General features: G+C 56.4%; 23 protein-coding genes. 10 read left to right on the top strand and 13 right to left on the bottom strand.

Going from position 1 to position 23,407, the window contains the following annotated elements; translation table 11 throughout:
* Positions 1-169: 169 nt before the first annotated feature.
* Positions 170-598 carry a nucleoside diphosphate kinase regulator gene (gene rnk / locus AC0TNJ_RS20435; RefSeq protein WP_122001781.1) on the top strand — a complete coding sequence of 143 codons (429 nt, stop codon included), beginning with the start codon at positions 170-172 and terminating at the stop codon, positions 596-598.
* 54 nt (positions 599-652) lie between these two features.
* On the opposite strand, the gene AC0TNJ_RS20430 is transcribed toward rnk, so the two are convergent.
* Complete coding sequence (locus AC0TNJ_RS20430; protein ID WP_473768558.1) at positions 653-940, bottom strand: DUF3572 domain-containing protein; 288 nt, start codon at positions 938-940, stop codon at positions 653-655.
* A 214-nt stretch (positions 941-1,154) separates the two neighbouring features.
* Between AC0TNJ_RS20430 and AC0TNJ_RS20425 the strand changes: the two genes are divergently transcribed.
* Complete coding sequence (locus AC0TNJ_RS20425) at positions 1,155-1,526, top strand: response regulator (RefSeq protein ID WP_122001779.1); 372 nt, start codon at positions 1,155-1,157, stop codon at positions 1,524-1,526.
* Between the two features lie 23 nt (positions 1,527-1,549).
* A complete protein-coding gene (locus tag AC0TNJ_RS20420; protein ID WP_473772236.1) occupies positions 1,550-2,935 on the top strand; it encodes a PleD family two-component system response regulator in 1,386 nt (461 codons plus the stop codon).
* 87 nt (positions 2,936-3,022) lie between these two features.
* On the opposite strand, the gene rpmG is transcribed toward AC0TNJ_RS20420, so the two are convergent.
* From rpmG to topA, 6 genes are all read right to left on the bottom strand, one after another.
* The gene (gene rpmG / locus AC0TNJ_RS20415; RefSeq protein WP_002966024.1) at positions 3,023-3,190 is read right to left on the bottom strand and encodes a 50S ribosomal protein L33; all 168 of its coding nucleotides are present in this window, start codon (positions 3,188-3,190) and stop codon (positions 3,023-3,025) included.
* A gap of 160 nt (positions 3,191-3,350) precedes the next feature.
* On the bottom strand, positions 3,351-4,493 hold the full coding sequence (locus AC0TNJ_RS20410) for an MFS transporter (protein ID WP_473772422.1): 1,143 nt from the start codon (positions 4,491-4,493) through the stop codon (positions 3,351-3,353).
* A 74-nt stretch (positions 4,494-4,567) separates the two neighbouring features.
* Positions 4,568-5,299, bottom strand: a complete 732-nt coding sequence (locus AC0TNJ_RS20405) for an NUDIX hydrolase (RefSeq protein ID WP_473772235.1) — start codon at positions 5,297-5,299, stop codon at positions 4,568-4,570.
* Between the two features lie 17 nt (positions 5,300-5,316).
* The gene (locus AC0TNJ_RS20400) at positions 5,317-5,778 is read right to left on the bottom strand and encodes a DUF983 domain-containing protein (protein ID WP_122001776.1); all 462 of its coding nucleotides are present in this window, start codon (positions 5,776-5,778) and stop codon (positions 5,317-5,319) included.
* A complete protein-coding gene (rnr, locus tag AC0TNJ_RS20395; protein ID WP_473772234.1) occupies positions 5,778-8,141 on the bottom strand; it encodes a ribonuclease R in 2,364 nt (787 codons plus the stop codon). The genes AC0TNJ_RS20400 and rnr overlap by 1 nt, the downstream gene beginning before the upstream one ends.
* A gap of 3 nt (positions 8,142-8,144) precedes the next feature.
* Entirely contained in the window at positions 8,145-10,787 is a 2,643-nt protein-coding gene (topA, locus tag AC0TNJ_RS20390; protein ID WP_473772233.1) for a type I DNA topoisomerase, read from the bottom strand.
* 208 nt (positions 10,788-10,995) lie between these two features.
* Between topA and AC0TNJ_RS20385 the strand changes: the two genes are divergently transcribed.
* Positions 10,996-11,202: a hypothetical protein gene (locus tag AC0TNJ_RS20385; protein WP_122001773.1), complete on the top strand. Its 207-nt coding sequence runs from the start codon at positions 10,996-10,998 to the stop codon at positions 11,200-11,202.
* A gap of 2 nt (positions 11,203-11,204) precedes the next feature.
* Here AC0TNJ_RS20385 and dprA read toward each other — a convergent pair whose 3' ends face one another.
* The 4 genes from dprA to AC0TNJ_RS20365 form a co-directional block, all read right to left on the bottom strand.
* The gene (dprA, locus tag AC0TNJ_RS20380) at positions 11,205-12,371 is read right to left on the bottom strand and encodes a DNA-processing protein DprA (RefSeq protein WP_473772232.1); all 1,167 of its coding nucleotides are present in this window, start codon (positions 12,369-12,371) and stop codon (positions 11,205-11,207) included.
* Complete coding sequence (gene plsY / locus AC0TNJ_RS20375; protein WP_473772231.1) at positions 12,368-12,973, bottom strand: glycerol-3-phosphate 1-O-acyltransferase PlsY; 606 nt, start codon at positions 12,971-12,973, stop codon at positions 12,368-12,370. The genes dprA and plsY overlap by 4 nt, the downstream gene beginning before the upstream one ends.
* Positions 12,974-13,045: 72 nt before the next feature.
* The gene (locus AC0TNJ_RS20370; RefSeq protein WP_473772230.1) at positions 13,046-14,332 is read right to left on the bottom strand and encodes a dihydroorotase; all 1,287 of its coding nucleotides are present in this window, start codon (positions 14,330-14,332) and stop codon (positions 13,046-13,048) included.
* Entirely contained in the window at positions 14,329-15,297 is a 969-nt protein-coding gene (locus AC0TNJ_RS20365) for an aspartate carbamoyltransferase catalytic subunit (protein WP_122001770.1), read from the bottom strand. Before AC0TNJ_RS20365 ends, AC0TNJ_RS20370 begins: the two co-directional genes overlap by 4 nt.
* A 183-nt stretch (positions 15,298-15,480) precedes the next feature.
* Here AC0TNJ_RS20365 and AC0TNJ_RS20360 point away from each other — a divergent pair, with 183 nt between their 5' ends.
* Complete coding sequence (locus AC0TNJ_RS20360; RefSeq protein ID WP_473772229.1) at positions 15,481-17,109, top strand: acyl-CoA dehydrogenase family protein; 1,629 nt, start codon at positions 15,481-15,483, stop codon at positions 17,107-17,109.
* Here AC0TNJ_RS20360 and ruvX read toward each other — a convergent pair.
* On the bottom strand, positions 17,094-17,591 hold the full coding sequence (gene ruvX / locus AC0TNJ_RS20355) for a Holliday junction resolvase RuvX (RefSeq protein WP_122001768.1): 498 nt from the start codon (positions 17,589-17,591) through the stop codon (positions 17,094-17,096). The genes AC0TNJ_RS20360 and ruvX overlap by 16 nt on opposite strands.
* Before the next feature lie 109 nt (positions 17,592-17,700).
* Between ruvX and AC0TNJ_RS20350 the strand changes: the two genes are divergently transcribed.
* From AC0TNJ_RS20350 to AC0TNJ_RS20330, 5 genes are all read left to right on the top strand, one after another.
* On the top strand, positions 17,701-18,414 hold the full coding sequence (locus AC0TNJ_RS20350) for a metal-dependent hydrolase (RefSeq protein WP_473772228.1): 714 nt from the start codon (positions 17,701-17,703) through the stop codon (positions 18,412-18,414).
* A 94-nt stretch (positions 18,415-18,508) separates the two neighbouring features.
* Positions 18,509-18,796: an Asp-tRNA(Asn)/Glu-tRNA(Gln) amidotransferase subunit GatC gene (gene gatC / locus AC0TNJ_RS20345; protein WP_122001766.1), complete on the top strand. Its 288-nt coding sequence runs from the start codon at positions 18,509-18,511 to the stop codon at positions 18,794-18,796.
* 53 nt (positions 18,797-18,849) lie between these two features.
* Positions 18,850-20,331 (top strand): Asp-tRNA(Asn)/Glu-tRNA(Gln) amidotransferase subunit GatA, encoded by a 1,482-nt coding sequence (gene gatA, locus AC0TNJ_RS20340; protein WP_473772227.1) that lies wholly within the window; start codon positions 18,850-18,852, stop codon positions 20,329-20,331.
* A 128-nt stretch (positions 20,332-20,459) separates the two neighbouring features.
* Positions 20,460-20,810 (top strand): GNAT family N-acetyltransferase, encoded by a 351-nt coding sequence (locus tag AC0TNJ_RS20335; protein ID WP_473772226.1) that lies wholly within the window; start codon positions 20,460-20,462, stop codon positions 20,808-20,810.
* An 81-nt stretch (positions 20,811-20,891) separates the two neighbouring features.
* Positions 20,892-21,074 (top strand): flagellar FlbD family protein, encoded by a 183-nt coding sequence (locus AC0TNJ_RS20330; protein WP_122001763.1) that lies wholly within the window; start codon positions 20,892-20,894, stop codon positions 21,072-21,074.
* 121 nt (positions 21,075-21,195) lie between these two features.
* On the opposite strand, the gene parE is transcribed toward AC0TNJ_RS20330, so the two are convergent.
* Entirely contained in the window at positions 21,196-23,301 is a 2,106-nt protein-coding gene (parE, locus tag AC0TNJ_RS20325; RefSeq protein ID WP_473768573.1) for a DNA topoisomerase IV subunit B, read from the bottom strand.
* Positions 23,302-23,407 lie beyond the last annotated feature (106 nt).

Below are 23,407 nucleotides of genomic sequence, written 5' to 3'. Positions count from 1 at the left end.
TAGCTACCCTCGAGTTCTGCCTAGCGCAGGGGAACTCCGGGGGGATGGTTCGCCGCTTTTTAAAAAAAGCGGATTTCAGATAAGCGCTTTCACCAAAAATCAATCTGAACAGTTTCGTGCCGGAACGGCGCGGAGTTTTATTACCTTTCAACAGCAGTGAGCACTCGCCATGAGCGGAAAGAATCGCAAGAAGCCCAATATTGTCGTCAGCGAAGTCGACTATGAACGCCTGATGGGGTTGGCCAACAATGTTTCGGAGCGTCAGGAAGAGATCGCCGAGGAACTGATGGCCGAGCTTGACCGTGCAAAAGTCGTGCCTGCGAAGCGTTTGCCGCAGGATGTGATTCACATGGGCTCCACTGTGGAGTTTCGCTCCAAAGACGGGCAGGATCGCCGGGTAACGCTCGTATATCCAGGCGAAGCGGATATTGCGCAGGGCAAGATTTCGATTCTCACGCCCATCGGTACTGCGCTGATCGGTCTCGCCCCGGGCCAGTCGATTTCCTGGACGGCGCGCGATGGCAAGCAGCACGAATTGAACGTTATATCGGTTTCGAACGAAGTTGAAGTTGCTACGGCAACTCCCGCTGCTGAATAACCAACAAGAAAGCCCGGCTTGGCCGGGCTTTGTCGTGGGGTTTTGACCCTGCTTCTAAAGATGCTGGTTCTGCCCGCCCGGCAGGCAGGAAAGGGCTTTCTCGATTGTGGACGGATCACGGCCCGCATCCTCGCAATAGCGCAGCAATGTCGGTTCATGGGCCAGGAAAAATTGCAGGACGCCGGCGAGAAAGCCGGGTTCGCGAGCTGCCTGCCGGATCGACGTAGCCTCTATGCCTGTCAGAGCGAGAAAGCGAGGCAGCAGATCCTTGTCTTGCGCCAGCCACGCCAACGCTTCAATGGCGATCGCTTCCGCATCCGCCTGGCTCATCAGCGTTTTCATGTGGTTTCTCCGCTTTTTCGGTTGCTTCGCCGAATGTGTAACGGTCGCTCTGCCGAGGAACAACGGAATTATTTGCCTTTCATCAATGAAATGAGGTTAAACTATTTGCAGTCTGAAAGGTGGGGGCTTTCTGGGGGTGTATCTCAGTCCATTAGTCGATAAAGAGATCGAGCAATGCCAGGCTGCTGTAGGGAATAAGACCAAGGAATAGTCGATGCCGAAAAGCGTGATGATTGTCGAAGACAACGAACTCAATATGAAGTTGTTTCGCGATCTTATCGAATCCAGCGGATACGAGACCATTCGGACAAGAAACGGACTTGAGGCGCTAGACCTTGCGCGTGAGCATCGCCCCGATCTGATTCTCATGGACATTCAGCTTCCCGAAGTGTCAGGGCTGGAAGTCACGAAATGGCTGAAGGATGATGATGAGCTTCGGCATATTCCGGTTATCGCCGTAACGGCATTTGCCATGAAGGGCGACGAGGAACGTATTCGGCAGGGCGGCTGTGAGGCCTATATATCCAAGCCAATATCCGTGCCCCGCTTTATAGAAACAATAAAATCCTATTTGGGCGACGCTTAGCGAAGATTGGGGCGAGGGGCATCATGACTGCACGAATTCTCGTCGTTGACGATGTGGATTCCAATGTAAAGCTCCTCGAGGCGAGGCTCCTCTCCGAATATTATGAGGTCGTAACGGCCTATAGTGGACCTGAAGCCATAGAAATTTGTCTGGGCGGCCAGATCGACGTTGTCCTGCTCGACATATTGATGCCGGATATGGACGGTTTTGAAGTATGTCGCCGCTTAAAGGACGATCCTCGTACAGCGAATATTCCTGTCGTCATGGTAACGTCGCTCAATAGCGCCGAGGACAAGATTCGGGGTCTCGAAGCTGGCGCCGACGACTTTCTTTCCAAGCCTGTCAGTGATCTTCAGCTTATATCGCGTGTAAAGAGCCTGGCTCGCCTGAAATTGGTCTCTGACGAGCTTTTTCAACGAACAGGTACAATCGCGGATGCAGAAGTGGAAACGCTCCTGGCGAGCAAGATGGGCGGGAATTATGCCGATAAGGATGAAGTAGCCCGCATTCTCGTCGTTGATGAGGATGAACTCGCCGCGGCGCGCCTTCGCCTCATTCTGGGTGAGGTTTATCGCGTCGACGTAGCCAGTGACGCCAATACGGCTCTGATACGTGCGATCGATACCGATTACGATAGCATCGTCGTTTCAGCCAATTTCACTTATTATGATCCGTTGCGTCTGTGCTCGCAGTTACGAACCATAGAGCGCACACGGCTGGTGCCGATCATTCTCGTCGTTCGGGAGGACGAAGGGGCGCTTGTGGTGCGTGCGCTGGAATTGGGTATAAACGACTATCTCATGCGTCCGCTGGAAAAGCTGGAGTTGTTTGCGCGCTTGCGGACCCAGATCAAGCGGAAGTGCTATAATGATCTTTTGCGGCAAAGCCTCAATCGCACCATCACCATGGCGGTAACGGACAGTCTGACGGGGCTGCATAACCGGCGTTACCTCGATATGCATATGCCCGTCCTGGTGACACGTGCCATGGGGCGCGAGCGGCCGTTGTCAGTTATTATGCTCGATTTCGATCACTTCAAATGCGTCAACGATCAATATGGGCATGATGCGGGTGATGATGTTCTTCGCGAGTTTGCCGCACGGCTGCGAAAGAATATTCGCGCTATGGATCTTATGTGCCGCTATGGCGGGGAGGAGTTCGTTCTGGTGCTTCCAGACAGCGATGTGGAGGCCGCAAGGGCTGTCGCAGAGCGAATACGAACTGCCGTGTCGAAAACACCCTTTGCTGTTACCAATGGCAAGCACAAGGTTAATCTGACAATCAGCATGGGTATTGCAGGGCTGAGGCTGATGGGGGACAGCGCCGAGGCTCTTTTTTCCCGGACGGATGCCGCGCTTTATCAGGCAAAGAAAGATGGCCGTAACCGCATCGTCTCCTCAGCCGCCTGAGCGGTGAACGGCGAAGAAAACAAAAAGCCGTCTCGAAGGAGACGGCTTTTGATTTCAATCGTCTTGTCGATGACGACTGGAAACGAATTACTTGATCTTCGTTTCCTTGAACTCGACGTGCTTGCGCGCAATCGGGTCGTACTTGGTCTTTGTCATCTTTTCCGTCATCGTGCGGCTGTTCTTCTTCGTTACGTAGAAGAAGCCGGTGTCAGCGGTCGACAAAAGCTTGATCTTGATCGTCGTAGCCTTGGCCATATCGAATTACCTGCTCTGTATCTTTGCCGGAGCATGATCTTGCCGAAAACCGGTTCCCAATCTTCGGGATCATGCTCAATGGATGGAAACCTCCAGCGATTCCGGTAATCTCATCCGGCAGCGGAAATTTGGCGCGACACTACGTATTGGCGGCGAAAAGTCAAGCCCGCTTCTTCCGCAAAAGCAGCCTTCCTGCTGCAAAGAGCGCATATGCTGCAAAAAACACACCGAGAGTAGCTGGGAATCCTTTCGGTCCGAGCATATCCATGCCGACGCCGACGGCCTGCGGCCCGGCAAGCATGCCGATGGCGTAGCAGAACACAAAGGCGGCATTGGCGGACGCAAGCTCACGCCCGGTCAGTTCCGAACCAAGATGTGCAAGGCCGATCGTATAGAGCCCTGCGACCACGCCGCCCCAAAGAAACAGGATGCCAGCCATGAGATACCAGTGCTGCATGAGGTAGGGCAAAGCGATCATCCCGATCAGGCCGGTCGTGGCACAGAATAGCAGAAGCTTGCGGCGGTCCGAAATACGATCACTGACAATGCCTAATGGGATCTGCATCAGGACATTGCCAAGGCCGATCATCGTAAGCAGCAGGGCTGCGTCGGCTTCGGGATAACCGATACGCGCACCGAAGACCGGAAAAAGGGCAAAGCCGCCGGTTTCCACTGCACCAAAAACGAAGACCGCCATCGTTGCGGTTGGCACAGCGAAAATAAAAGGAAGGAAAGGGACGTGTTCGCCTTCCTCAAAGTCAGGGCTATCCCGCCATGCAAATGCAACCGGTATGAGGGCGATCATGATGATGACGAAGCCGACATAAAAAGGCAGCCCGCCGGTACTTCCGATTTTCGAGAACAGCCACGGCCCGAGCGCAAAACCAAGAGAAAGGGATGTGGAATAGATTCCAAGCACCAGTCCACGCTTTTCCGGCGGGGCAGAGGCATTGATCCAGTATTCTGACAGCACGAAAAGCACGGTCAGCGCGAAATGCAGGACGATGCGGAGCGCAAACCATGTCCACAGCGGCTGAAAGAAGTGGAATCCGAGAAAGGCGGCACTTCCAATCAGGAGCATTAGGAAGATCGCTTTAACTACCCCCAGCCGTGCAGCGATTGGCGCCGCAAGAGGAGCTGCAACGATGGAAGCGAGTCCTGCAACAGCCGTATTCGCGCCGATCAGGCTTGCGGAGTGGCCGCGGCTTTCAAGAAGAACGCTCAACAGGGGGATGCCCAGGCCAATCGCTGCGCCGACCGCACTGATTGTGGCTATGGCGGCGGCGAGCGAGCGCCAATGCATCTGGCCCTCTGCCGGCCCGCCATCTGGTTCTTGCGGGACAAGATCGGCGGGTTGGATTTCTTTATTCATCGGGTTCAGATCACTTCGCGCACAAAGCGGCCATGCCGCTTGCAATATTGAACCACCGGCAAGGTGGCGGGCAGTTCAGCTTCGGTATCCATCAGAAGCACGCGGGCTTCTTTCAAGATAGCCTGAGTAATACGGGCAACATCCAGTCTATCGATCTGATCGATGGAAACCCAGTCCAGATCTTCCAGCTCACCACTGGGAACGAGTGGCTGCTGGTCCAGTTCCGGTATATGATCGCGAAAGGCGATAAAAAAGCGGGTATCGAAACGGCGAACATTGTCCGGTGGTGTTACGGCACGTGCAAAATAACGCAGGCTATGCAGTGCTGGTGCCAGGCCAGTGTCGAGGAATGCAGACCAGTCATGGTGCGCGGGCGAAGCAATCGGTGTTAAAGCTGATTGCCCGATGCGAAGCCCCGTTTCTTCGAAGGTTTCACGGATAGCGCAAAGACCGAGCGCACGGGCGCGGCGCGGTGATGCTCGAGAACCCATGCCTGCAAGCAGTTTGACAATATCGGTATCGTTCAGTTCAGTCGAAGCAGCGATGACGCCGTCCACGGGATCGGCCCGCCCGCCAGGAAAAACATATTTTCCCGGCATGAAAGCAAGACTGGCATGGCGCCTGCCCATGAGAATCCGCGGACTGCTGCCGGACCTGTCAACAAGTAGCAGCGAAGCGGCGTCACGCGGTCGCAAAGCTCGCGCAGCTTTGGTTGGCGGGAGTGGAGGCTGAAACATGACAATCACGCCGACATTCAGGTCACGTCGCCATATTCACCTTCGCCCTTGCCTCCGAACCCGTGCATGTAAAGCGCCCATTGCAGGCCGATCGTCGCGCCCTTGATCGGTTGCAAAAGGAGCAGAGACATGATGACGGTCAAGGGCCCCCAGATAGCCATATGTGCCCACAGAGGAAGATTGGTTGTTGCTTCGACGCCCATGAAAGCGCCTACAACCACGTGGCCTACGATCAGAATAGTGAGATAGGCAGGAAGGTCGTCGGCGCGCTGCTCTGTGTAGTCTTCACCACAGACTGAACATTCTGCTACCGGCTTCACAAACGCTCGGAACAACTTTCCTTCGCCGCAATGTGGGCAGCGTCCGCGAAAACCGCGCCACATGGCTTCCCCCAAAGGGCGCTTCGGATGGGAAACCTTGGAATTGTCACCGCCGAAAACCTGTACATTTTGTGCGGAATTGGCCTCTAGCGTGCTCATCAGCGACCTCTTCTCTTCTGACGCGGAATGCCCGCGGGTTTGCGTCTTCGCCCACGCATCGTTCGACTTGCCTTATGATGCGAACGGGTCGACATTGGCAGAGGATGCGGTTCCGAAACCATCTCAAAACGAAGCGCGCCCGCAACGGGGAGCGCTTCCACGAGCCGAACCGTCACTGTATCACCGAGCCGGAAGCCTTTACCGCTCCGTTCACCGGCTATCGCGTGGTTCGCTTCGTCATATAAATAGTATTCATGACCCAAAGTTGAAATGGGTACCAGCCCATCCGCGCCATATGTCGCAAGGTTCACGAAAAGACCCGCCCGCGTTACCCCTGTGACACGTCCCTCATATTCGTCGCCAAGATGGGCCGCCAGAAAATGGGCAATCAGACGGTCTACTGTTTCACGTTCGGCCAGCATGGCGCGGCGCTCGGTCGAGGAGATGAGTGCAGAGATTTCCTCAAGCTGCGCTTCCTCATCCGTAGTCAGTCCATCGCTTCCAAGGCCCAGTGCCTTTATCAAAGCGCGATGGACGATGAGATCGGCATAACGGCGGATGGGCGATGTGAAATGTGCATAGCGATGCAGATGCAAGCCGAAATGCCCGATATTGTCTGGGCTGTATTCCGCCTGGCTTTGCGTGCGCAGCACGACCTGATTGACCAGTTCCTGATGGTCAGAGCCTTCCACGGCTTCAAGGATTCGGTTGAACTGTGCTGGCTGGAGTTTGGCGCCCTTGGCGAGGCTAAGATCGAGCGTGCGCAGGAATTCCCGCAGGGTTTCCTGCTTGGCAAGCGCCGGCGCATCATGAATACGGAAAATCAAGGGCTGTCGGCGCGCTTCCAGTGTTTCCGCGGCAGCGACGTTCGCCTGGATCATGAATTCTTCGATGAGCTTGTGCGCATCAAGCCGTTCCGGAACGATTACCTTGTCTACCTTGCCGTCTGGCGTAAGCAGGATTTTCTTTTCCGGCAGGTCGAGTTCCAATGGCTCACGCGCGTCACGCCCCCGCTTCAACACGGCATAGGCGTTCCATAGCGGCTTCAATATGCTGTCGAGAATGGGCGCGGTCTTGTTATCCGGCGCACCGTCGATCGCGGCCTGTGCCTGCGAATAGGCAAGCTTCGCCGCCGATTTCATCATGATGCGATGGAATTTGTGCGATTTCTTGCGTCCGTCAGCCGCAAAAACCATGCGCACAGCAAGGGCAGGGCGATCTTCCAATTCACGCAGGGAACAGAGATTATTGGAAATCCGCTCGGGCAGCATCGGCACGACGCGATCCGGGAAATAGACCGAGTTCCCCCGTTTCTGGGCTTCTCTATCCAGTGCGGAATCAGGGCGGACATAGGCGGCAACGTCAGCAATCGCAACGATGACGATGTGGCCGCCCGGATTTGCGGGGTCTTTGTCCGGCTCCGCGTAAACCGCGTCGTCATGATCCTTGGCATCAGCCGGATCGATGGTCAGCAAGGGAACCTCGCGCCAGTCTTCGCGGCCCTCCATCGTCGCTGCTTTGGCGGCTTCTGCTTCGCTCAGTGCTTCAGCCGGAAAGACATGCGGAATTTCATGCTCGTGAATGGCAATCATCGACAGGGCTTTCTCGCTGTCGATCGAACCCACCACCTGTCGTACCTTGCCACGCGGCAAGCCCTGACGACGCGAGGAAATCAGGTCCACTTCCACGAGGTCTCCGGCTTCGGCATTTTCCAGATGTCCGGGGTCGAGCTGTACTTCCGGCTGCTTTCGGTTTACCGGATCAAGCCGCCATTCACCATTGCCAAGCTTGCGTACAATGCCCAACACCGCGTTCGTGCGGTGTTCGAGACGCTTCATGACGCGGGCGGTGTAATCCGGTCCGTCGCGATCTTCATTGCGGAATATTTTTGCCAGAACACGATCGCCGACGCCGACCGCCGGACCGCCTTCGGAGGACTTGTTCAGCCGAGTGCGGCGGATCAGGACGACAGGCGGTTTGCCATAATTGGCTTCATCCCATTCCGACGGTCGCCCGAGCAGGCCGCCATCTTCGTCCCGTCCGGTAATATCAAGCACGGTCACGGCAGGCAGCGCGCCGGGGCGGGACAATCTGCGCGCACGTTTTTCAACAAGGCCTTCGTCAGAAAGCTCACGCAGAAGGTCTTTCAGATAGACCCGCGCATCGCCCTTGATGTTGAAAGCTTTTGCCAGTTCACGCTTGCCTGCACGATCAGGGTTTTCCTCGATATATTTGAGAACCTCTTCACGCGTGGGCAAAAACGCATTGGGGTCGCTACTGCCATCGGCAGATTTTGCTTTGGCTGCACGCCGTTCGGTCCGCGCGGACCGACCGGTATCGGGTTTGGAAAAACGGCGTGCCAATTGCTACTCCTCTACCGCCTCGGCCTTGGATTTGGCTTTCGATTTGGCTTTTGCTGGTGCCTTCTTGGTAGCAGGCTTCTTTGCGGAGGCCTTCTTTTCCGTGCTGGCCGAAGCCTTGCGAGCAGGCGCTTTCTTGCTCTTGGAAGAACCAGCCTTTTCCGTAATCAGCGCCAGCGCTTCTTCCAGTGTGACACTCGCCGGGTCTTTACCCTTCGGCAACGTAGCATTGACCTTGCCCCAGTTGACATAGGGCCCATAGCGACCGTCACGGACCGTGATCGCGCCGCCATCTGGATGGTCGCCCAGCGTCGCCAGCGCCGCTGGTGTGGAACGGCCGCGACCGCCCTTTGATTGCTTGTCGGCAAGAACCGATACCGCGCGATTGAGACCGACAGAGAAGACTTCCTCGGCATTCTCCAGATTGGCGAATGTGCCGTCATGGCTGACATAAGGCCCATAGCGGCCGATACCGGCAGAAATCATCTTGCCAGTTTCCGGATGCTGGCCGATGTCACGCGGAAGGGACAGAAGCGCAACGGCCTTCTCATGGTCCAGCGCATCCACGGTCCAGCCTTTTGGAAGGCTGGCGCGCTTGGCTTCCTTGCCTTCACCGCGCTGGACATAGGGGCCAAAACGACCGGTCCGTGCGGTGATTTCCTCACCGGTGAACGGGTCCTTGCCAAGGGATTTGGGTTCGTCTGCCGCTGCGGCTTCACCGTTGGCATCGCCGCCGAGCTGGCGCGTATATTTGCACTCTGGATAGTTGGAGCAGCCGACGAATGCGCCGTATTTGCCAAGCTTCAGCGAGAGCGTGCCGGTGCCGCAAGTCGGGCATGAGCGCGGATCGCTGCCATCTTCGCGGGCCGGGAACACCAGTGGCGCCAATTCTTCATTCAGCGCATCGAGGACATTGGTGACGCGCAATTCCTTGATATCATCGACTGAACCGGAGAAATCACGCCAGAAATCGCGCAGCACGTCTTTCCATGAAAGCTTGCCGTCCGAAATAAGATCGAGCTTTTCCTCAAGGTCAGCCGTGAAATCATATTCCACATAACGCTCGAAGAAGCTTTCGAGGAAGGCGGTAACCAGACGTCCCTTCGGCTCTGGAATAAGCTTGCGCTTGTCGATGGTGATATATTCGCGGTCGCGAAGCGTGGCGAGCGTTGCCGCATAGGTCGAGGGACGACCGATGCCAAGCTCTTCCATCTTCTTGATGAGAGACGCTTCCGAATAGCGCGGCGGCGGTTCGGTCGAATGCTGGGTCGCATCGATCTTCTCGCGTGCCAAGGCTTCGCCGGAGCGAATTTCCGGCAGCTTTGCGCTATCCTCGTCGTCGTCCTCTTCCTCGCGATGGTCCATATAGGCGGCGAGGAAGCCGTCGAACTTTGTGACCGATCCGTTGGCGCGCAGCATGGCCGAACGCGGACCGTTAATGGCTTCAATATCGACGGTTGTGCGTTCAATATCGGCAGCCTGCATCTGGCTGGCAATGGCGCGCTTCCAGATCAGCTCATAGAGTCGAGCCTGGTCGTCATCGAGATAACGGCGCACATCCTTCGGGTGCCGCGAGAAATCCGTCGGGCGAATGGCCTCGTGCGCTTCCTGCGCATTCTTGGCTTTGCTGGAATAATAGCGCGGCTTTTCCGGCACATATTTTGCGCCGAAACTTTTGCCAATGGCGTCACGGGCCGCGTTGATGGCTTCGGGCGCCATTTGCACGCCGTCGGTACGCATATAGGTGATCAGACCGGCAGTCTCACCGCCGATATCGACACCTTCGTAAAGACGCTGCGCCACCTGCATGGTGCGCGATGCGGAGAAACCGAGCTGGCCGGAAGCCGCCTGCTGCAAGGTTGACGTGGTGAATGGCGGTCCCGGATTACGCTTGGTCGGCTTTGCCTCAACGGACAGTGCCTTGAAGCTTGCGCCTTCCAGCATTGTGCGAATGGCGGTTGCCTGTTCACCGTTCTTGATATCAAGCTTTCCAAGCTTCTTGCCATCAACAGTGGTCAGGCGGGCAGTGAAACTGTCATTGCGCGGCGTCTTAAGCAACGCTGCGATATTCCAGTATTCTTCGCGAATAAAGCGCTCGATCTCGGATTCGCGATCCGCAACGAGACGCAGTGCTACCGACTGCACACGGCCTGCCGAGCGCGCCCCCGGCAGTTTGCGCCACAAGACAGGCGAAAGCGTGAAGCCTACGAGATAATCCAGCGCGCGGCGGGCGAGATAAGCATCGACCAATGGTTCATCAATGTCACGCGGATTGGCGATGGCATCGAGAACCGCCTTCTTGGTGATGGCGTTGAACGCTACACGCTTGACGGTTTTGCCCTTGAGCGCCTTTTTCTGGTTAAGCACCTCAAGCACATGCCAGGAAATGGCTTCACCTTCGCGATCCGGGTCGGTTGCGAGTATGATGCCGTCGCTGTCTTTCAACGCTTTGACAATATCTGCAAGACGTTTGGAGGAATTGCTATCCACCTCCCACGACATTGCAAAATCTTCATCGGGGCGAACTGAACCGTCTTTAGCTGGCAAGTCTCGCACGTGACCGAACGAGGCCAGAACCTTATAGTTCGAGCCGAGATATTTATTGATGGTTTTAGCCTTGGCAGGCGATTCGACAACAACGACGTTCATTTAAAGCAGCCCAGATTCGCGTTCCATGGAGACAAAATATCTCCTTCCCGCGAGAAATTCGTTGCCTTCACATGAACAGCAGGCAGCGTTTGGTCAAGAGCGGGACGACAAAAATAACGAAATACAACTTAAGATTGCTGTTAAGTTGTGCGAAACCAATAGTAGCATGGGATAAAGCAAAATCGATTTATCTCGCGGGGAGATAGGTATGGACGATACGGTAAGTTTTCCAGACATGGAAGACGACGAGGAGTTGGAAGCTGCGACTCATTTCGAGACAGTAACCTTCATTGAACAGATGCTTGAACAACTCTGTGTAATGGCGAAAAATACGAATTACCTGCTTCTAGCCTATATGCTTGAGATGGCTCTCGTGGAGGCCCGGGAGGCGCTTCATAACGAAGCCAAGACATAAGGCTATTCGAGAGGAACCAAAGCGACCTGATTGCCGGCATATCGGTGCAGCCGGCCGGCCAGGTCCAGTTCCAGCAGAATGAGCTGAACGGCTCCCGTATCCATACCTGTATGACGTACGAGCGTGTCGATGTCGGTTGGCACCGGCCCCAGCGCATCAATGACAATATCCCGTTGTTCCTCTGTTGCAATCGGCTGGAACGATTCCGATTCTTCCATTGCCGGAGACCAGAGATCGGACTGTGCCGGTACATCCGCCTGATAGGCGCTTGTACCGGTGAGCGGTCGCAGTGCCTCGACAACGTCGTTTGCTTCCGTAACCAATGTCGCCCCTTGTTTCAGAAGCAGGTTCGTGCCGCGCGCGCGCGGATCGAGCGGTGAGCCTGGAACAGCAAACACGGTACGTCCCATATCGCCGGCCATACGCGCGCTGATAAGCGAGCCGGAGCGCTCGGCAGCTTCAACCACGATCAATCCCAACGACAAGCCCGCAATAATGCGATTGCGGCGCGGGAAATCGCGCGCGCGAGGTTCCGCTCCCATTGGCATCTCGCTTATAAGCGCGCCGCCCTCATCAGGTATGCCGCGATAAAGCGGAAGGTTTTCGGGTGGGTAGGGACGGTCAAGTCCACCTGCCAACACTGCCACGGTTCCCGTCTTCAAACTCGCACGGTGCGCCGCAGCATCGATGCCGCGGGCAAGTCCGGAGATAACAGCAAATCCGGCTTCCCCAAGATCATGGGCCAGACGTTCTGTGAAACGAGCGCCGATCACCGAAGCGTTGCGCGAACCGACGATGCCAACCGGGGGCTTATTGAAAACGGCGGCATTTCCCTTGATCGTAACCAGCGGAGGCGGGGCTTCACAGTTTTTGAGCTGATGGGGGTAGTCCGGCTCTCCCATTCCAACCAGACGAGCACCGGCTCGTTCGATGGCTTCAAGTTCGCGCTCTGCGTCATCCATGGACGTGACGCGGATAGGACGCGCGCTGCCGCCTCTGATGTTGAGATCGGGCAGCATTTCTATCGCGCTCGAAGCCGAGCCGCAAAACAGAATCAGATCGCGAAACGTGACAGGGCCGATATTGTCGGTTCGGATGAGACGCAGCCAGTTGAGACGCTGGCGGTCGGAGAGGCGAATTCCAGTTTTCGAATTCGCACTTTCCTTCATCCCTTGGCTCCGATCTTGCTTTCGGTGCCGTTCAGGAGGCGTGTAATATTGGTCTTGTGTTTAAAGAAAACAATGACCGTCATGATCGCAAACAGGATTGCGATTGCAGGACTGCCCTGGAAATAAAGCGCGATTGGAACAATGATGCTGGCGATAAGTGCTGCAAGGGAGGAATAGCGCGTCAGGAGTGCGGTTACGATCCAGGCCGCAGCAAAGACCAGTGCGCCGGGCCATGCCAGACCGATCAGTACGCCCAGATAGGTGGCGACGCCCTTGCCGCCCTTGAAGCCGATCCATACCGGAAAGAGATGCCCGATGAAGGCACCCAAGCCCGCCGCGATGGCCGCGTTCGGCCCGTAACGAGAAGCGATGAGAACGGCCACAGTGCCTTTGAGCATGTCAAAAATGAGCGTCGCCGCAGCGAGCTTCTTGTTGCCAGTGCGCAGCACGTTCGTCGCGCCGATATTGCCCGACCCTATGGATCGGACATCGCCCAATCCGGCGAGCCGCGTCAGGATCAAACCAAATGGTATGGAGCCAAGAAAATAGCCGAAGACGAGCGCTCCAATGAGCGTCAAGCTAAGGAATCCCGGTTCGGCCATGAACGTCCCCTTGTTTCTTGATTCCGCCTACCCGGAATTTTCGAACGATTGTTCCGGGTTATGCGGTGTTTTTCAAGCCGAATAAACTGTCTTGCCGGCCACTAAGGTGTGGACGACGCGACCTTGGAAACGAGCACTTTCAAAGCAGCTGTTCTTCGAAAGCGAGTGCAGCTCTTCTTCGCGCACGATCCACGGCTCTTCCAGATCGACAATGGCAATATCTGCCTTTGCGCCCGGTTTGAGCGTACCGGCATCAAGACCGAAAATACGTGCCGGAGCGGTCGACAACACTTCGACCAGCCGCAAGAGCGGAACGCTGTCATTGTGATAAAGGCGAAGCGCCGCGCCCAGCAATGTTTCGAGGCCGATGGCACCTGCTTCAGCATCCGAGAAGGGCAGGCGCTTGGTGTCGACATCCTGTGGATCGTGAGCCGAAGCGACAATATCGATGGTACCGTTCTTCACAGCTTCGACCATGGCAAGGCGATCCTGTTCGCTGCGCAAAGGCGGTGACAGACGGAAGAAGGTGCGAAATTCGCCAATGTCGTTTTCATTGAGCGACAAATGATTGATCGACACCCCTGCAGTTACCTTGGCGCCGAGATCCTTGGCCCGGCGAACGGCTTCCGCCGACATTTCGCAGGAAAGCTGGGCGGCGTGGTAGTTGCTGTTGGTGAGCGCCGCCAGTCGCAGATCGCGTTCCAGAGGAATCACCTCCGCTTCACGCGGGCTGCCGGAAAGTCCAAGCCAGCTCGCGAACAAGCCTTCGTTCATTACGCCATTGGCGCCAAGGTAAGGGTCGCGTGTCTCACAGGCAATCACGGCATCGAAATCGCGGGCGTAGGTCAGCGCGCGTCGCATGAGCTGCGTATTGGCGATGGTCTGCCTGCCTTCGGTAAAGGCGACCGCACCGGCGTCGCGCAGCAGGCCGAGTTCAGTCATTTCCTCGCCGCGCAGACCTTTGGTGATGGCTGCTGCCGGGTGCACATTGACGACAGCCGTGTCGCGCGCCGTACGCTTGACGAATTCCACCAGCGCCACGTCATCAATCACCGGCTCAGTGTCGGGCATCATGATGATGGATGTTACTCCGCCAGCCGCTGCCGCACGACTTGCCGAGGCTATGGTTTCGCGATGTTCAGCGCCTGGTTCGCCGACAAAGACCCGCGCATCTACGAGACCGGGCAACACTGCCTTACCGTTCAGATCAACGATTTGCGCACCTTCCGGTGCACCTTGATTCCGCGCGTCGGCTCCTGCGGCGACGATCTTTCCATTCTGGATCAGAACGCTGCCGGATTCATCAAGGCCGCGCGACGGATCGACGATGCGCGCATTTTCAAACAGGATCGCGCTCATGCTGCGTCTCCGTTGCTGGGGTTACGGCGCGGATCAAGCAGGGCTTCCATCACGGCCATGCGCACGGCAACGCCCATCTCGACCTGTTGCTGGATCACGCTCTGCGGCCCGTCGGCAACGTCGGATGCAATCTCGACGCCTCGATTCATCGGGCCGGGATGCATGACGAGGGCGTCAGGCTTGGCGTGTTTCAGCTTTTCCTTGTCGAGACCATAGAAACGGAAATATTCGCGTACCGAAGGCACGAAAGAACCAGCCATGCGCTCACGCTGGAGCCGCAGCATCATGACCACATCCGCGTCTTTCAGGCCTTCCTCCATGGAGTTGAAGACTTCGACGCTCATGTCCGCCATGCCGGAAGGCAGGAGCGTGGATGGCGCAACGACGCGCACCCGTGCACCAAGCGCATTGAGAAGAAGAATATTGGAACGTGCCACGCGAGAATGCAGCACATCGCCGCAAATGGCGACGATCAGGTTTTCGATCTGGCCCTTGGCGCGGCGGATGGTCAGCGCATCGAGAAGCGCCTGGGTGGGGTGCTCGTGCGCACCGTCACCGGCATTGACCACCGAACAGCCAACTTTCTGCGCGAGCAGGGCGGCGGCACCTGCCGAAGCGTGGCGGATAACCAATATATCCGGCTGCATGGCGTTCAGCGTCATCGCTGTATCGATGAGCGTTTCGCCTTTCTTGACCGATGAATTGCCAACCGACATATTCATGACGTCAGCGCCGAGCCGTTTTCCGGCCAGTTCGAACGACGATTGCGTTCGTGTCGACGCTTCGAAGAAGAGATTGATTTGCGTGCGACCGCGCAGCACGGACTTTTTCTTCTCGGGCTGTCTGGAAACAGCGATTTCCTGATCGGCAAGATCAAGAAGGCAAAGAATGTCCAGGGGCGAAAGCCCCTTGATGCCCAGCAGGTGGCGGTGAGGGAAAAGCGGAGGGACCGTTTGATTTGTCATGGCAAGTCACCCGTATAGGACCATGAGGCAGGTCCCGCAACCGTCCTTATAATGGCTTCGGGCGATTCACCAAGAAAAACCTGTGTTGTTCTGACGACAAATTGCGTTCGGGATGGCAAAATTTTAGCAAATGCGATGCAAGAAGCTTAAATAGAACTGAATCGTACAATACGGAACGAGCTTTTGAAAACGCACGACGTGACCAACCAGACACCGCCCATGACGGGCAACAATGCCTATCTGGGCGATCCGCTTCTGATGCAGATTGCGGCACGTTTCCCGAAGGAACTGCACACGGATCTGGAGCAGACGGGCCGTTTCGTCATGTCGGCTGAAGCACAGGACCTTGCGCGTCTGGCCAACACCGAGCTTCCGAAATTGCGCACGCACGACCGGCAGGGTAATCGTATCGACCTCGTCGAGTATCATCCAGCCTATCATGCGCTGATGCGCCGTTCGATTGCGGCTGGCCTGCATTGCTCCATTTGGGAGGGCAATCCGCTCGAAAGCGGTCGCCGCCATCAGGCACGCGCATCGCGCTTTTTCCTGACAGCTCAACTTGAGGCAGGGCATCTTTGCCCGCTGACCATGACCAGCGCATCGCTTGCCGCACTCATGGCCTCGCCGGAAATCTACAAGGAATGGTCGCCGGTTATCCTGTCACGGAAATACGATTTTTCGCAGAAAGCCGCATTTGCCAAGCAAGGCATTACGCTCGGCATGGGGATGACTGAAAAGCAGGGCGGAACCGATGTGCGCGCCAACACGACGCGCGCAACCCGCAATGACGATGGCACCTACACCATTGCCGGCCACAAGTGGTTCATGTCCGCGCCAATGTCGGATGCTTTTTTGACGCTTGCGCAGACGGATGACGGCCTTTCCTGTTTCCTACTTCCGCGTCTTACCGCGGAGGGAAGCGGCAACGGATTCTTCTTTCAGCGACTTAAAGACAAGCTCGGCAACAAGTCCAACGCCTCATCGGAGGTGGAATTTGACGGCGCGGTCGGGCATCTGATCGGTAATCCGGGCGAGGGCGTCAAGACCATCATGGATATGGTCACGCTGACGCGGCTTGATTGCGCTGTGGCATCGGCTGGACTTATGCGTTCCGGTCTCGCTGAGGCTGTGCATCACAGTCGTCATAGGCAGGTATTCAGCAAGGCTCTTATCGAACAGCCATTGATGCAGCGCGTTCTCGCCGACATGGCGCTCGATGTTGCTGGCGCGACGGCGCTTTCCATGCGGCTGGCGCGCGCCTTCGATATGGCGGCTAGCGATCGCGCCGAGGCGGCTTTTGCCCGCTGCATGACGCCGGTGGTGAAATATTGGGTGTGCAAGATCGCTCCTGCCTTACTCTATGAAGCAATGGAGTGCCTCGGAGGCAACGGCTATATCGAGGAAGGCAATTTGGCGCGCGCCTATCGCGAAGCTCCGGTTAATGCGATCTGGGAGGGTTCCGGCAATGTCATGGCGCTGGATGTGGCGCGTGTGCTATCGCGTGCACCTGGCCTTTTCGATGAGGTTCTGGAGTGGATCGGCGGGCAACTCGGTCCGCGTGGGCAGGGGACGCTCGATGTTTTGCGTGCCGCATTGCAATTGACTGAAACCGATCCGGGTGTCGCACGCCTTCTGACCGAGCAACTGGCCTATGCCGCCGCGGCTGCGGAATTGCGCCAGCTTGGCGCTGACGATGTGGCCGATGCGTTTATTGAGACCCGTCTTGGTGGCCAGTGGCGGTCGACCTATGGCATGTTGGATGCACGCCATAATGCGGAACGGATTCTCGATCAGCTTTATCCGGCGTCGTAATCGTCGGATGCCGACTGCCTGATGCTATGCAGGCGGTCAAGCGCGCCTTGGAGAATGAAGGAAGCAGCGGCCGAATCAATCCGTTCGGCCCGCTTGCCCCGAGAGACATCCATGCCAATCAGCGCCCGTTCGGCGGCGACGGTCGACAGACGTTCATCCCAGAACACAAAGGGCAAGTCGGTCAGAGGCTGCATGGTGCGCACAAATGCCCGTGTGGCCTGAACGCGGGGACCGGATGTTCCGTCCATATTCATCGGCAACCCGATCACGATAACGCCGACCTTGTCTGCGTCTAGCGCTTTCAGAAGCACCTGTGCGTCGATGGAAAATTTCACCCGTTTGATGACAGGGCGGGGATGCGCGAAGGAAAGACCGAGATCCGACACTGCGAGACCGATGGTCTTGGTTCCCAAATCCAGTCCGGCAATGGTGTTTCCGGGCTGAAGCAGCGACGGAATTTCCTCGATTTCAACGACAGCCATCGGTCCTCATCGGATTTTGAAGTGGTTTCTATTGCCTTCAACTTTATTGGCGTCATATCTGTTCGCAAACACTAAATCGAGCCGGAAACAGAGATTGAGGAGAGAGTTTATGAAACTTACATGGCTTGGCCACGCCGCCTTCCGCGTTGAAACTGCAAAAGCCGTTATTCTCATCGATCCATTCCTGAACGGAAACCCCGGTGCAAAAGGCATAGATTTTAAGGAAGCAACCAAGGGTGTAACCCATATCGCGCTGACGCATGGCCACGGTGATCATGTGGGCGATACGGTAGCAATTGCCAAGGAACACGGCGCGACGGTTGTCGCCAATGCCGATCTTGCAAGCTGGCTTGGCAGTCAGGGCGTGGAAAAGCTCGATCCCGGCAATACGGGCGGCACTCTGGCGCATAGCGGCTTTACCGTCACATTCGTCAATGCACTTCATTCCTCGGCAATGCTTACGGAAAACGGTGTGTCGCAAGCACTTGGCAACCCTAATGGTCTGGTGTTCCATTTTGAGGACGCGCCGACACTCTACCATATGGGCGACACGGATATTTTCTCGGACATGGGGCTGATCAATGAGCTGCATCAGCCAGAAATCGGCATTGTTCCCATTGGCGATCGGTTTACCATGGGCGGTGCGGTCGCCGCTCTTGCCTGCCAGCGCTATTTCAACTTCACAACCGTACTGCCCTGCCATTACGGCTCGTTTCCTATTATCGATCAGACGGCTGAAAAGTTTGTCGCCGGAATGGCCGATCATCTGGAAACGAAAGTGCTGACCGATCCGGCAGGAACGGTTCACAGCTTCGAAGCTTAAATTGTTGCGCTTGAAGAAGCGCGCCGTTATAGCCGGTAAAGGAATTTTCAGGGGCGGTGTATAGCTGCCCCTACAAGCATTTGCGGAGAACAGGATGTCCGTCGATATTTCTACCGTCAAGCGCGTCGCGCATCTGGCGCGTATCGCCGTCAGCGATGACGATGCCGAACGCATGACTGGCGAACTTAATGCCATTCTTGGCTTTGTCGAACAACTGAATGAAGTCAATGTCGATGGTATCGAGCCAATGACGTCCGTTACACCGATGGACATGCGCATGCGCGAGGACAAGGTAACGGATGGCGGTATTGCTGCCGCAGTGGTGGCCAATGCACCGGTAACGGAAGAGAACTTCTTCGTCGTGCCGAAGGTTGTTGAATAAACCTTTCCGCAATGCACGAAAGCGCCGTTTCGGCGCACTGACAGGATTTGACAATGAGCGAACTGACCGCACTGACCATTGCCGAGGCGCGCGACAAGCTGAAGGCCAAGGCCATCACCGCGACCGAACTCACCGATGCCTATCTTTCCGCTATCGATTCCGCGAATGAAGCGATCAATGCTTACGTGAAAGTAACTCACGATCAGGCGCGTTCGATGGCCAAGGCTTCAGATGAACGCATTGCCAAAGGCGAGGCGGGCGCGCTGGAAGGTATTCCGCTCGGCGTGAAGGATCTTTTCGCGACCAAGGGCGTGCATACGCAGGCCTGCTCGCACATTCTCGACGGTTTCAAGCCGGAATATGAATCGACCGTCACGGCCAATCTGTGGGCCGATGGTGCGGTTATGCTCGGCAAGCTCAATATGGACGAATTCGCCATGGGCTCGTCCAACGAAACCTCTTATTACGGTGCGGTCAAGAACCCGTGGCGCGCCAAGGGTTCCAACGCCGATCTGGTGCCGGGCGGTTCGTCGGGCGGTTCGGCTGCTGCTGTTGCTGCGCAACTTTGCGCTGGCGCTACCGCAACCGATACGGGCGGCTCGATTCGTCAGCCAGCAGCGTTCACCGGCACGGTCGGAATCAAGCCAACCTATGGCCGCGTGTCGCGTTGGGGAACGGTGGCCTTCGCATCCTCGCTCGATCAGGCTGGCCCCATTGCCCGCGACGTGCGCGATGCCGCCATTCTGCTGAAATCTATGGCTTCGCTTGATCTCAAGGACACCACGTCCGTCGATCTGCCTGTTCCGGATTACGAAGCAGCTCTCGGCAAGTCGCTCAAGGGCATGAAGATCGGCATTCCGAAGGAATATCGGGTCGACGGCATGCCGGATGAGATCGAGGAACTTTGGCAGAAGGGCGTTCAGTATTTGAAAGATGCCGGTGCCGAAATTGTCGATATTTCGCTGCCGCACACGAAATATGCGCTCGCCGCCTACTATATCGTTGCGCCTGCGGAAGCATCTTCGAATCTCGCCCGTTATGACGGTGTGCGTTATGGCCTGCGCGTGCCTGGCAAGGACATTGCCGATATGTACGAACAGACCCGTGCGGCTGGCTTCGGCAAGGAAGTCAAGCGCCGCATCATGATCGGCACCTATGTTCTGTCCGCAGGCTATTACGACGCCTATTATCTGCGTGCGCAGAAGGTGCGGACATTGATCAAGAAGGATTTTGAAGACGTATTCGCCAAGGGAGTCCATGCGATCCTGACACCGGCGACGCCTTCGGCTGCCTTTGGCCTTGCCGATGAGGATCTCGCAAATGATCCAGTGAAGATGTACCTCAATGACATCTTCACGGTAACGGTCAATATGGCCGGTTTGCCGGGTATTGCCGTGCCTGCCGGTATCAATGACAAGGGCCTGCCGCTCGGCCTTCAGCTGATCGGGCGTCCGTTTGAGGAAGAGACTTTGTTTCAGGCTGCTCATGCTATCGAACAGGCTGCCGGGCGCTTTACCCCGGAAAAGTGGTGGTAAAATCCGAACTTCTTATTCGCCGGGGCTTCCCCGGCGAATTTGTTTCTATGGCCGCATTGGCGGTCAGGGCTTGGCGGATTGCGGCTCGCGATGTTGAACTGACCGCGAAGAGGCAAGAAGCTCTGGAGGTGAAGTTCCTGCGCGATCTGCAAGAGAATGCGGATAGCGTTCTTGTCGCTGAACGCGGCGGGATCATCGCTGGCTGGGGCGCGAGAGTTCCCCAAAGCAATTACATTTCCGATCTATGGGTCGATCCGCCTCATCACGGGCAGAGGATCGGTACGCAGCTGCTGGACGCGCTGGTGGCGCAAATCCTCCTCAACGGCTTTGATGAAGCGGTAATCGGCACGCATACGGATAATCTCCCTGCGATCAATCTTTATAAAAAGGCTGGTTTCCAGATCGAATGGCAGGGAGAGGAGTGGTCCGAAAGCTTCAGCAAAACGGTTGGGAAGGTGAGAATGCGCACAAAGCTCTGAAGCCAGCTTGCGCAACCATTGCCGAACGTTCTGTCGCGCCTATCCTTCTTGAGAGTGGATACATCAGGAGGAGGGCAAGCGATGTGGATCATGCTGACGGAAGTGAACGGCGAGAAGCTCGCCGTGAATTTCAATCATGTTCTCTGCTACAATACTTATGGAACGGGCACGCGCATTGTGACGCTGAGCACGGAACAAACATTCTTCGTCAAGGAATCGATTGAGGAAATTCAAGCCAAGCTTGGTATTGATGTGAAAGCTTAAAAATTTATTTTAACAATGGCTTAAGTAGTCTTCTTGAAAAAGAAAATGAACGGCATCGCGTTTGCGAATTGCCGTTCATAGGAACAAGCGGTTCAGGTTCTAGTGTGATTGGAAACGTGCGCTAAATATCCAGTTCTTCGACAAAAGCCGCACGGTCCTGAATGAAGCGGAAACGGGCTTCCGGCTTGGTGCCCATCAGTTCATCGACCGTGTTGCGGGTTTCATCGACATATTCTTCGTCTACCTGGACACGCAGAAGCGTGCGCTTCTTCGGGTCCATGGTCGTTTCCTTGAGCTGTTCGGCGCGCATTTCGCCAAGGCCTTTGAAACGGCCTATTTCCACCTTGCCACGCCCGGTGAACATGGTGCGCAAAAGCTCATCCTTATGGGCTTCATCGCGCGCATAGGCGACCTTGCCGCCTTGGCTCAGTCGGAAAAGCGGAGGCACTGCCAGATAGAGATGGCCATTGCGGATCAGGTCCGGCATCTCCTGATAGAAGAATGTGATGAGCAGGGACGCAATATGCGCACCGTCGACGTCAGCATCGGTCATGACGATGACGCGATCGTAGCGCAGATCGTCTTCCCGATAGTTCTTGCGGGTGCCGCAGCCGAGAGCCTGAATGAGATCGGCGATCTGCTGGTTCGCCGTCAGCTTCTCGCGTCCTGCGCTGGCAACGTTCAGAATCTTGCCGCGCAACGGCAAAATGGCTTGATTGGCGCGATTGCGTGCTTGCTTGGCCGAACCACCTGCCGAGTCACCTTCGACAATAAACAGTTCTGCACCGGCGGCTGCGTTTTGCGTACAATCGGCAAGCTTTCCCGGCAGGCGCAGCTTGCGCGTTGCGCTCTTGCGGACTGTCTCTTTTTCCTGGCGGCGGCGTAAACGCTCGTCTGCGCGGTCGATCACCCATTCCAGTAGGCGGGACGCTTCTTGCGGCGAAGCCGTCAGCCAGTGATCGAACGGATCGCGAATTGCATTTTCCACGATGCGCTGCGCTTCGACAGTCGCCAGCTTGTCCTTGGTCTGGCCGACAAATTCCGGCTCGCGGATGAAAACCGACAGCATCCCCGCTGCCGATACCATCACGTCGTCAGTGGTGATGATCGAGGCACGCTTATTGTTAGTGAGTTCCGCATAGGCTTTCAGGCCGCGCGTCAGCGCAATGCGCAGGCCCGCCTCATGGGTGCCGCCATCGCCGGTCGGGATGGTGTTACAATAGGAGTGGACGAAACCATCGCCCCCAAACCACGAAACTGCCCATTCGACAGCGCCATGACCGCCCTGCTTCTCGGTCTTGCCTGCGAAAACCTCGCGTGTAACCTGATGCTCCTTGCCGAGCGATGCTTCGAGATAGTCTTTCAGGCCGCCGGGGAAGTGGAAAACGGCCTTTTCAGGCGTTTCCTTCTTCGGGTCTAGCAGGGAAGGATCGCAGTTCCAGCGGATTTCAACCCCGCCGAAAAGATAGGCTTTCGACCGCGCCATGCGATAAAGACGGTGGGGATCAAATTGTGCCGTCTTGCCAAAAATATCAGGGTCCGGGTGAAAACGGACCCGGGTGCCGCGACGGTTATGTACTTCGCCGACATCTTCCAGCCCGCCCTGCGGAATGCCGCGCGAGAAACGCTGGCGGTAAAGACGACGATTGCGAGCGACTTCAACTTCCAGCACGTCAGAAAGGGCGTTTACCACCGAAACGCCGACGCCATGGAGACCGCCTGACGTTTCATAAGCCTTGCCATCGAATTTGCCGCCGGCATGGAGCTTTGTCATGATGACTTCGAGGGTGGATTTTCCAGGTACCTGCGGATGTTCATCCACTGGAATGCCGCGTCCGTTGTCCGAAACCGTGACAAATCCGTCGGCATCGAAACTGACTTCGATGAAATTGGCATGTCCCGCCACTGCTTCGTCCATCGAGTTGTCGATGACTTCCGCAAAGAGGTGATGCAGGGCCTTTTCGTCCGTGCCTCCAATATACATACCGGGACGCAGGCGCACTGGTTCCAGCCCCTCCAGAACGCGGATGGACGATGCGTTATAGTCGTCGCCTGCCGATGAAGCAGGCGGCGCCTTGGCCGTTACCGGCTTTGGAACAGAAAGCGACGACGCTGCCACCGGCTGCGCAACAGGTTGCGGCGACGCAGGTTTTTCACCTTGCCGTCCCTGTTCCCGTTCTCGGGCATTGTTAACTACTCTCGAGAAGAGATCGTTGCTATCGTCCATCTGTTCCGAAAAGCTCTCTATCTGAATTTCAGGAGGCCGCTGTCGAGCCTGCTCGCCAAAGACCGGAAAATACTGTTCGCGAATCACTTGAATGATGCCACGCGCG

The sequence above is a fragment of the Ochrobactrum sp. PL_is483 genome (genome assembly GCF_055816855.1).
Note: the sequence above shows the minus strand (reverse complement) of the source record. Positions and strands in the feature narration are given on the sequence as shown.

Bases quoted from the DNA above. Each gene is read 5' to 3' on its own strand.
- topA (WP_473772233.1), bottom strand. From the start codon at position 10,787: ATGAACGTCGTTGTTGTCGAATCGCCTGCCAAGGCTAAAACCATCAAT.
- plsY (WP_473772231.1), bottom strand. From the start codon at position 12,973: ATGGCCGAACCGGGATTCCTTAGCTTGACGCTCATTGGAGCGCTCGTC.
- rnk (WP_122001781.1), top strand. From the start codon at position 170: ATGAGCGGAAAGAATCGCAAGAAGCCCAATATTGTCGTCAGCGAAGTC.
- dprA (WP_473772232.1), bottom strand. From the start codon at position 12,371: ATGAAGGAAAGTGCGAATTCGAAAACTGGAATTCGCCTCTCCGACCGC.
- gatC (WP_122001766.1), top strand. From the start codon at position 18,509: ATGTCCGTCGATATTTCTACCGTCAAGCGCGTCGCGCATCTGGCGCGT.
- parE (WP_473768573.1), bottom strand. From the start codon at position 23,301: ATGGACGATAGCAACGATCTCTTCTCGAGAGTAGTTAACAATGCCCGA.
- AC0TNJ_RS20400 (WP_122001776.1), bottom strand. From the start codon at position 5,778: ATGAGCACGCTAGAGGCCAATTCCGCACAAAATGTACAGGTTTTCGGC.
- AC0TNJ_RS20420 (WP_473772236.1), top strand. From the start codon at position 1,550: ATGACTGCACGAATTCTCGTCGTTGACGATGTGGATTCCAATGTAAAG.
- AC0TNJ_RS20350 (WP_473772228.1), top strand. From the start codon at position 17,701: ATGAAACTTACATGGCTTGGCCACGCCGCCTTCCGCGTTGAAACTGCA.
- AC0TNJ_RS20410 (WP_473772422.1), bottom strand. From the start codon at position 4,493: ATGCATTGGCGCTCGCTCGCCGCCGCCATAGCCACAATCAGTGCGGTC.
- AC0TNJ_RS20365 (WP_122001770.1), bottom strand. From the start codon at position 15,297: ATGACAAATCAAACGGTCCCTCCGCTTTTCCCTCACCGCCACCTGCTG.
- AC0TNJ_RS20430 (WP_473768558.1), bottom strand. From the start codon at position 940: ATGAAAACGCTGATGAGCCAGGCGGATGCGGAAGCGATCGCCATTGAA.
- rpmG (WP_002966024.1), bottom strand. From the start codon at position 3,190: ATGGCCAAGGCTACGACGATCAAGATCAAGCTTTTGTCGACCGCTGAC.
- AC0TNJ_RS20385 (WP_122001773.1), top strand. From the start codon at position 10,996: ATGGACGATACGGTAAGTTTTCCAGACATGGAAGACGACGAGGAGTTG.
- AC0TNJ_RS20425 (WP_122001779.1), top strand. From the start codon at position 1,155: ATGCCGAAAAGCGTGATGATTGTCGAAGACAACGAACTCAATATGAAG.
- ruvX (WP_122001768.1), bottom strand. From the start codon at position 17,591: ATGGCTGTCGTTGAAATCGAGGAAATTCCGTCGCTGCTTCAGCCCGGA.
- AC0TNJ_RS20330 (WP_122001763.1), top strand. From the start codon at position 20,892: ATGTGGATCATGCTGACGGAAGTGAACGGCGAGAAGCTCGCCGTGAAT.
- AC0TNJ_RS20405 (WP_473772235.1), bottom strand. From the start codon at position 5,299: ATGTTTCAGCCTCCACTCCCGCCAACCAAAGCTGCGCGAGCTTTGCGA.
- gatA (WP_473772227.1), top strand. From the start codon at position 18,850: ATGAGCGAACTGACCGCACTGACCATTGCCGAGGCGCGCGACAAGCTG.
- AC0TNJ_RS20370 (WP_473772230.1), bottom strand. From the start codon at position 14,332: ATGAGCGCGATCCTGTTTGAAAATGCGCGCATCGTCGATCCGTCGCGC.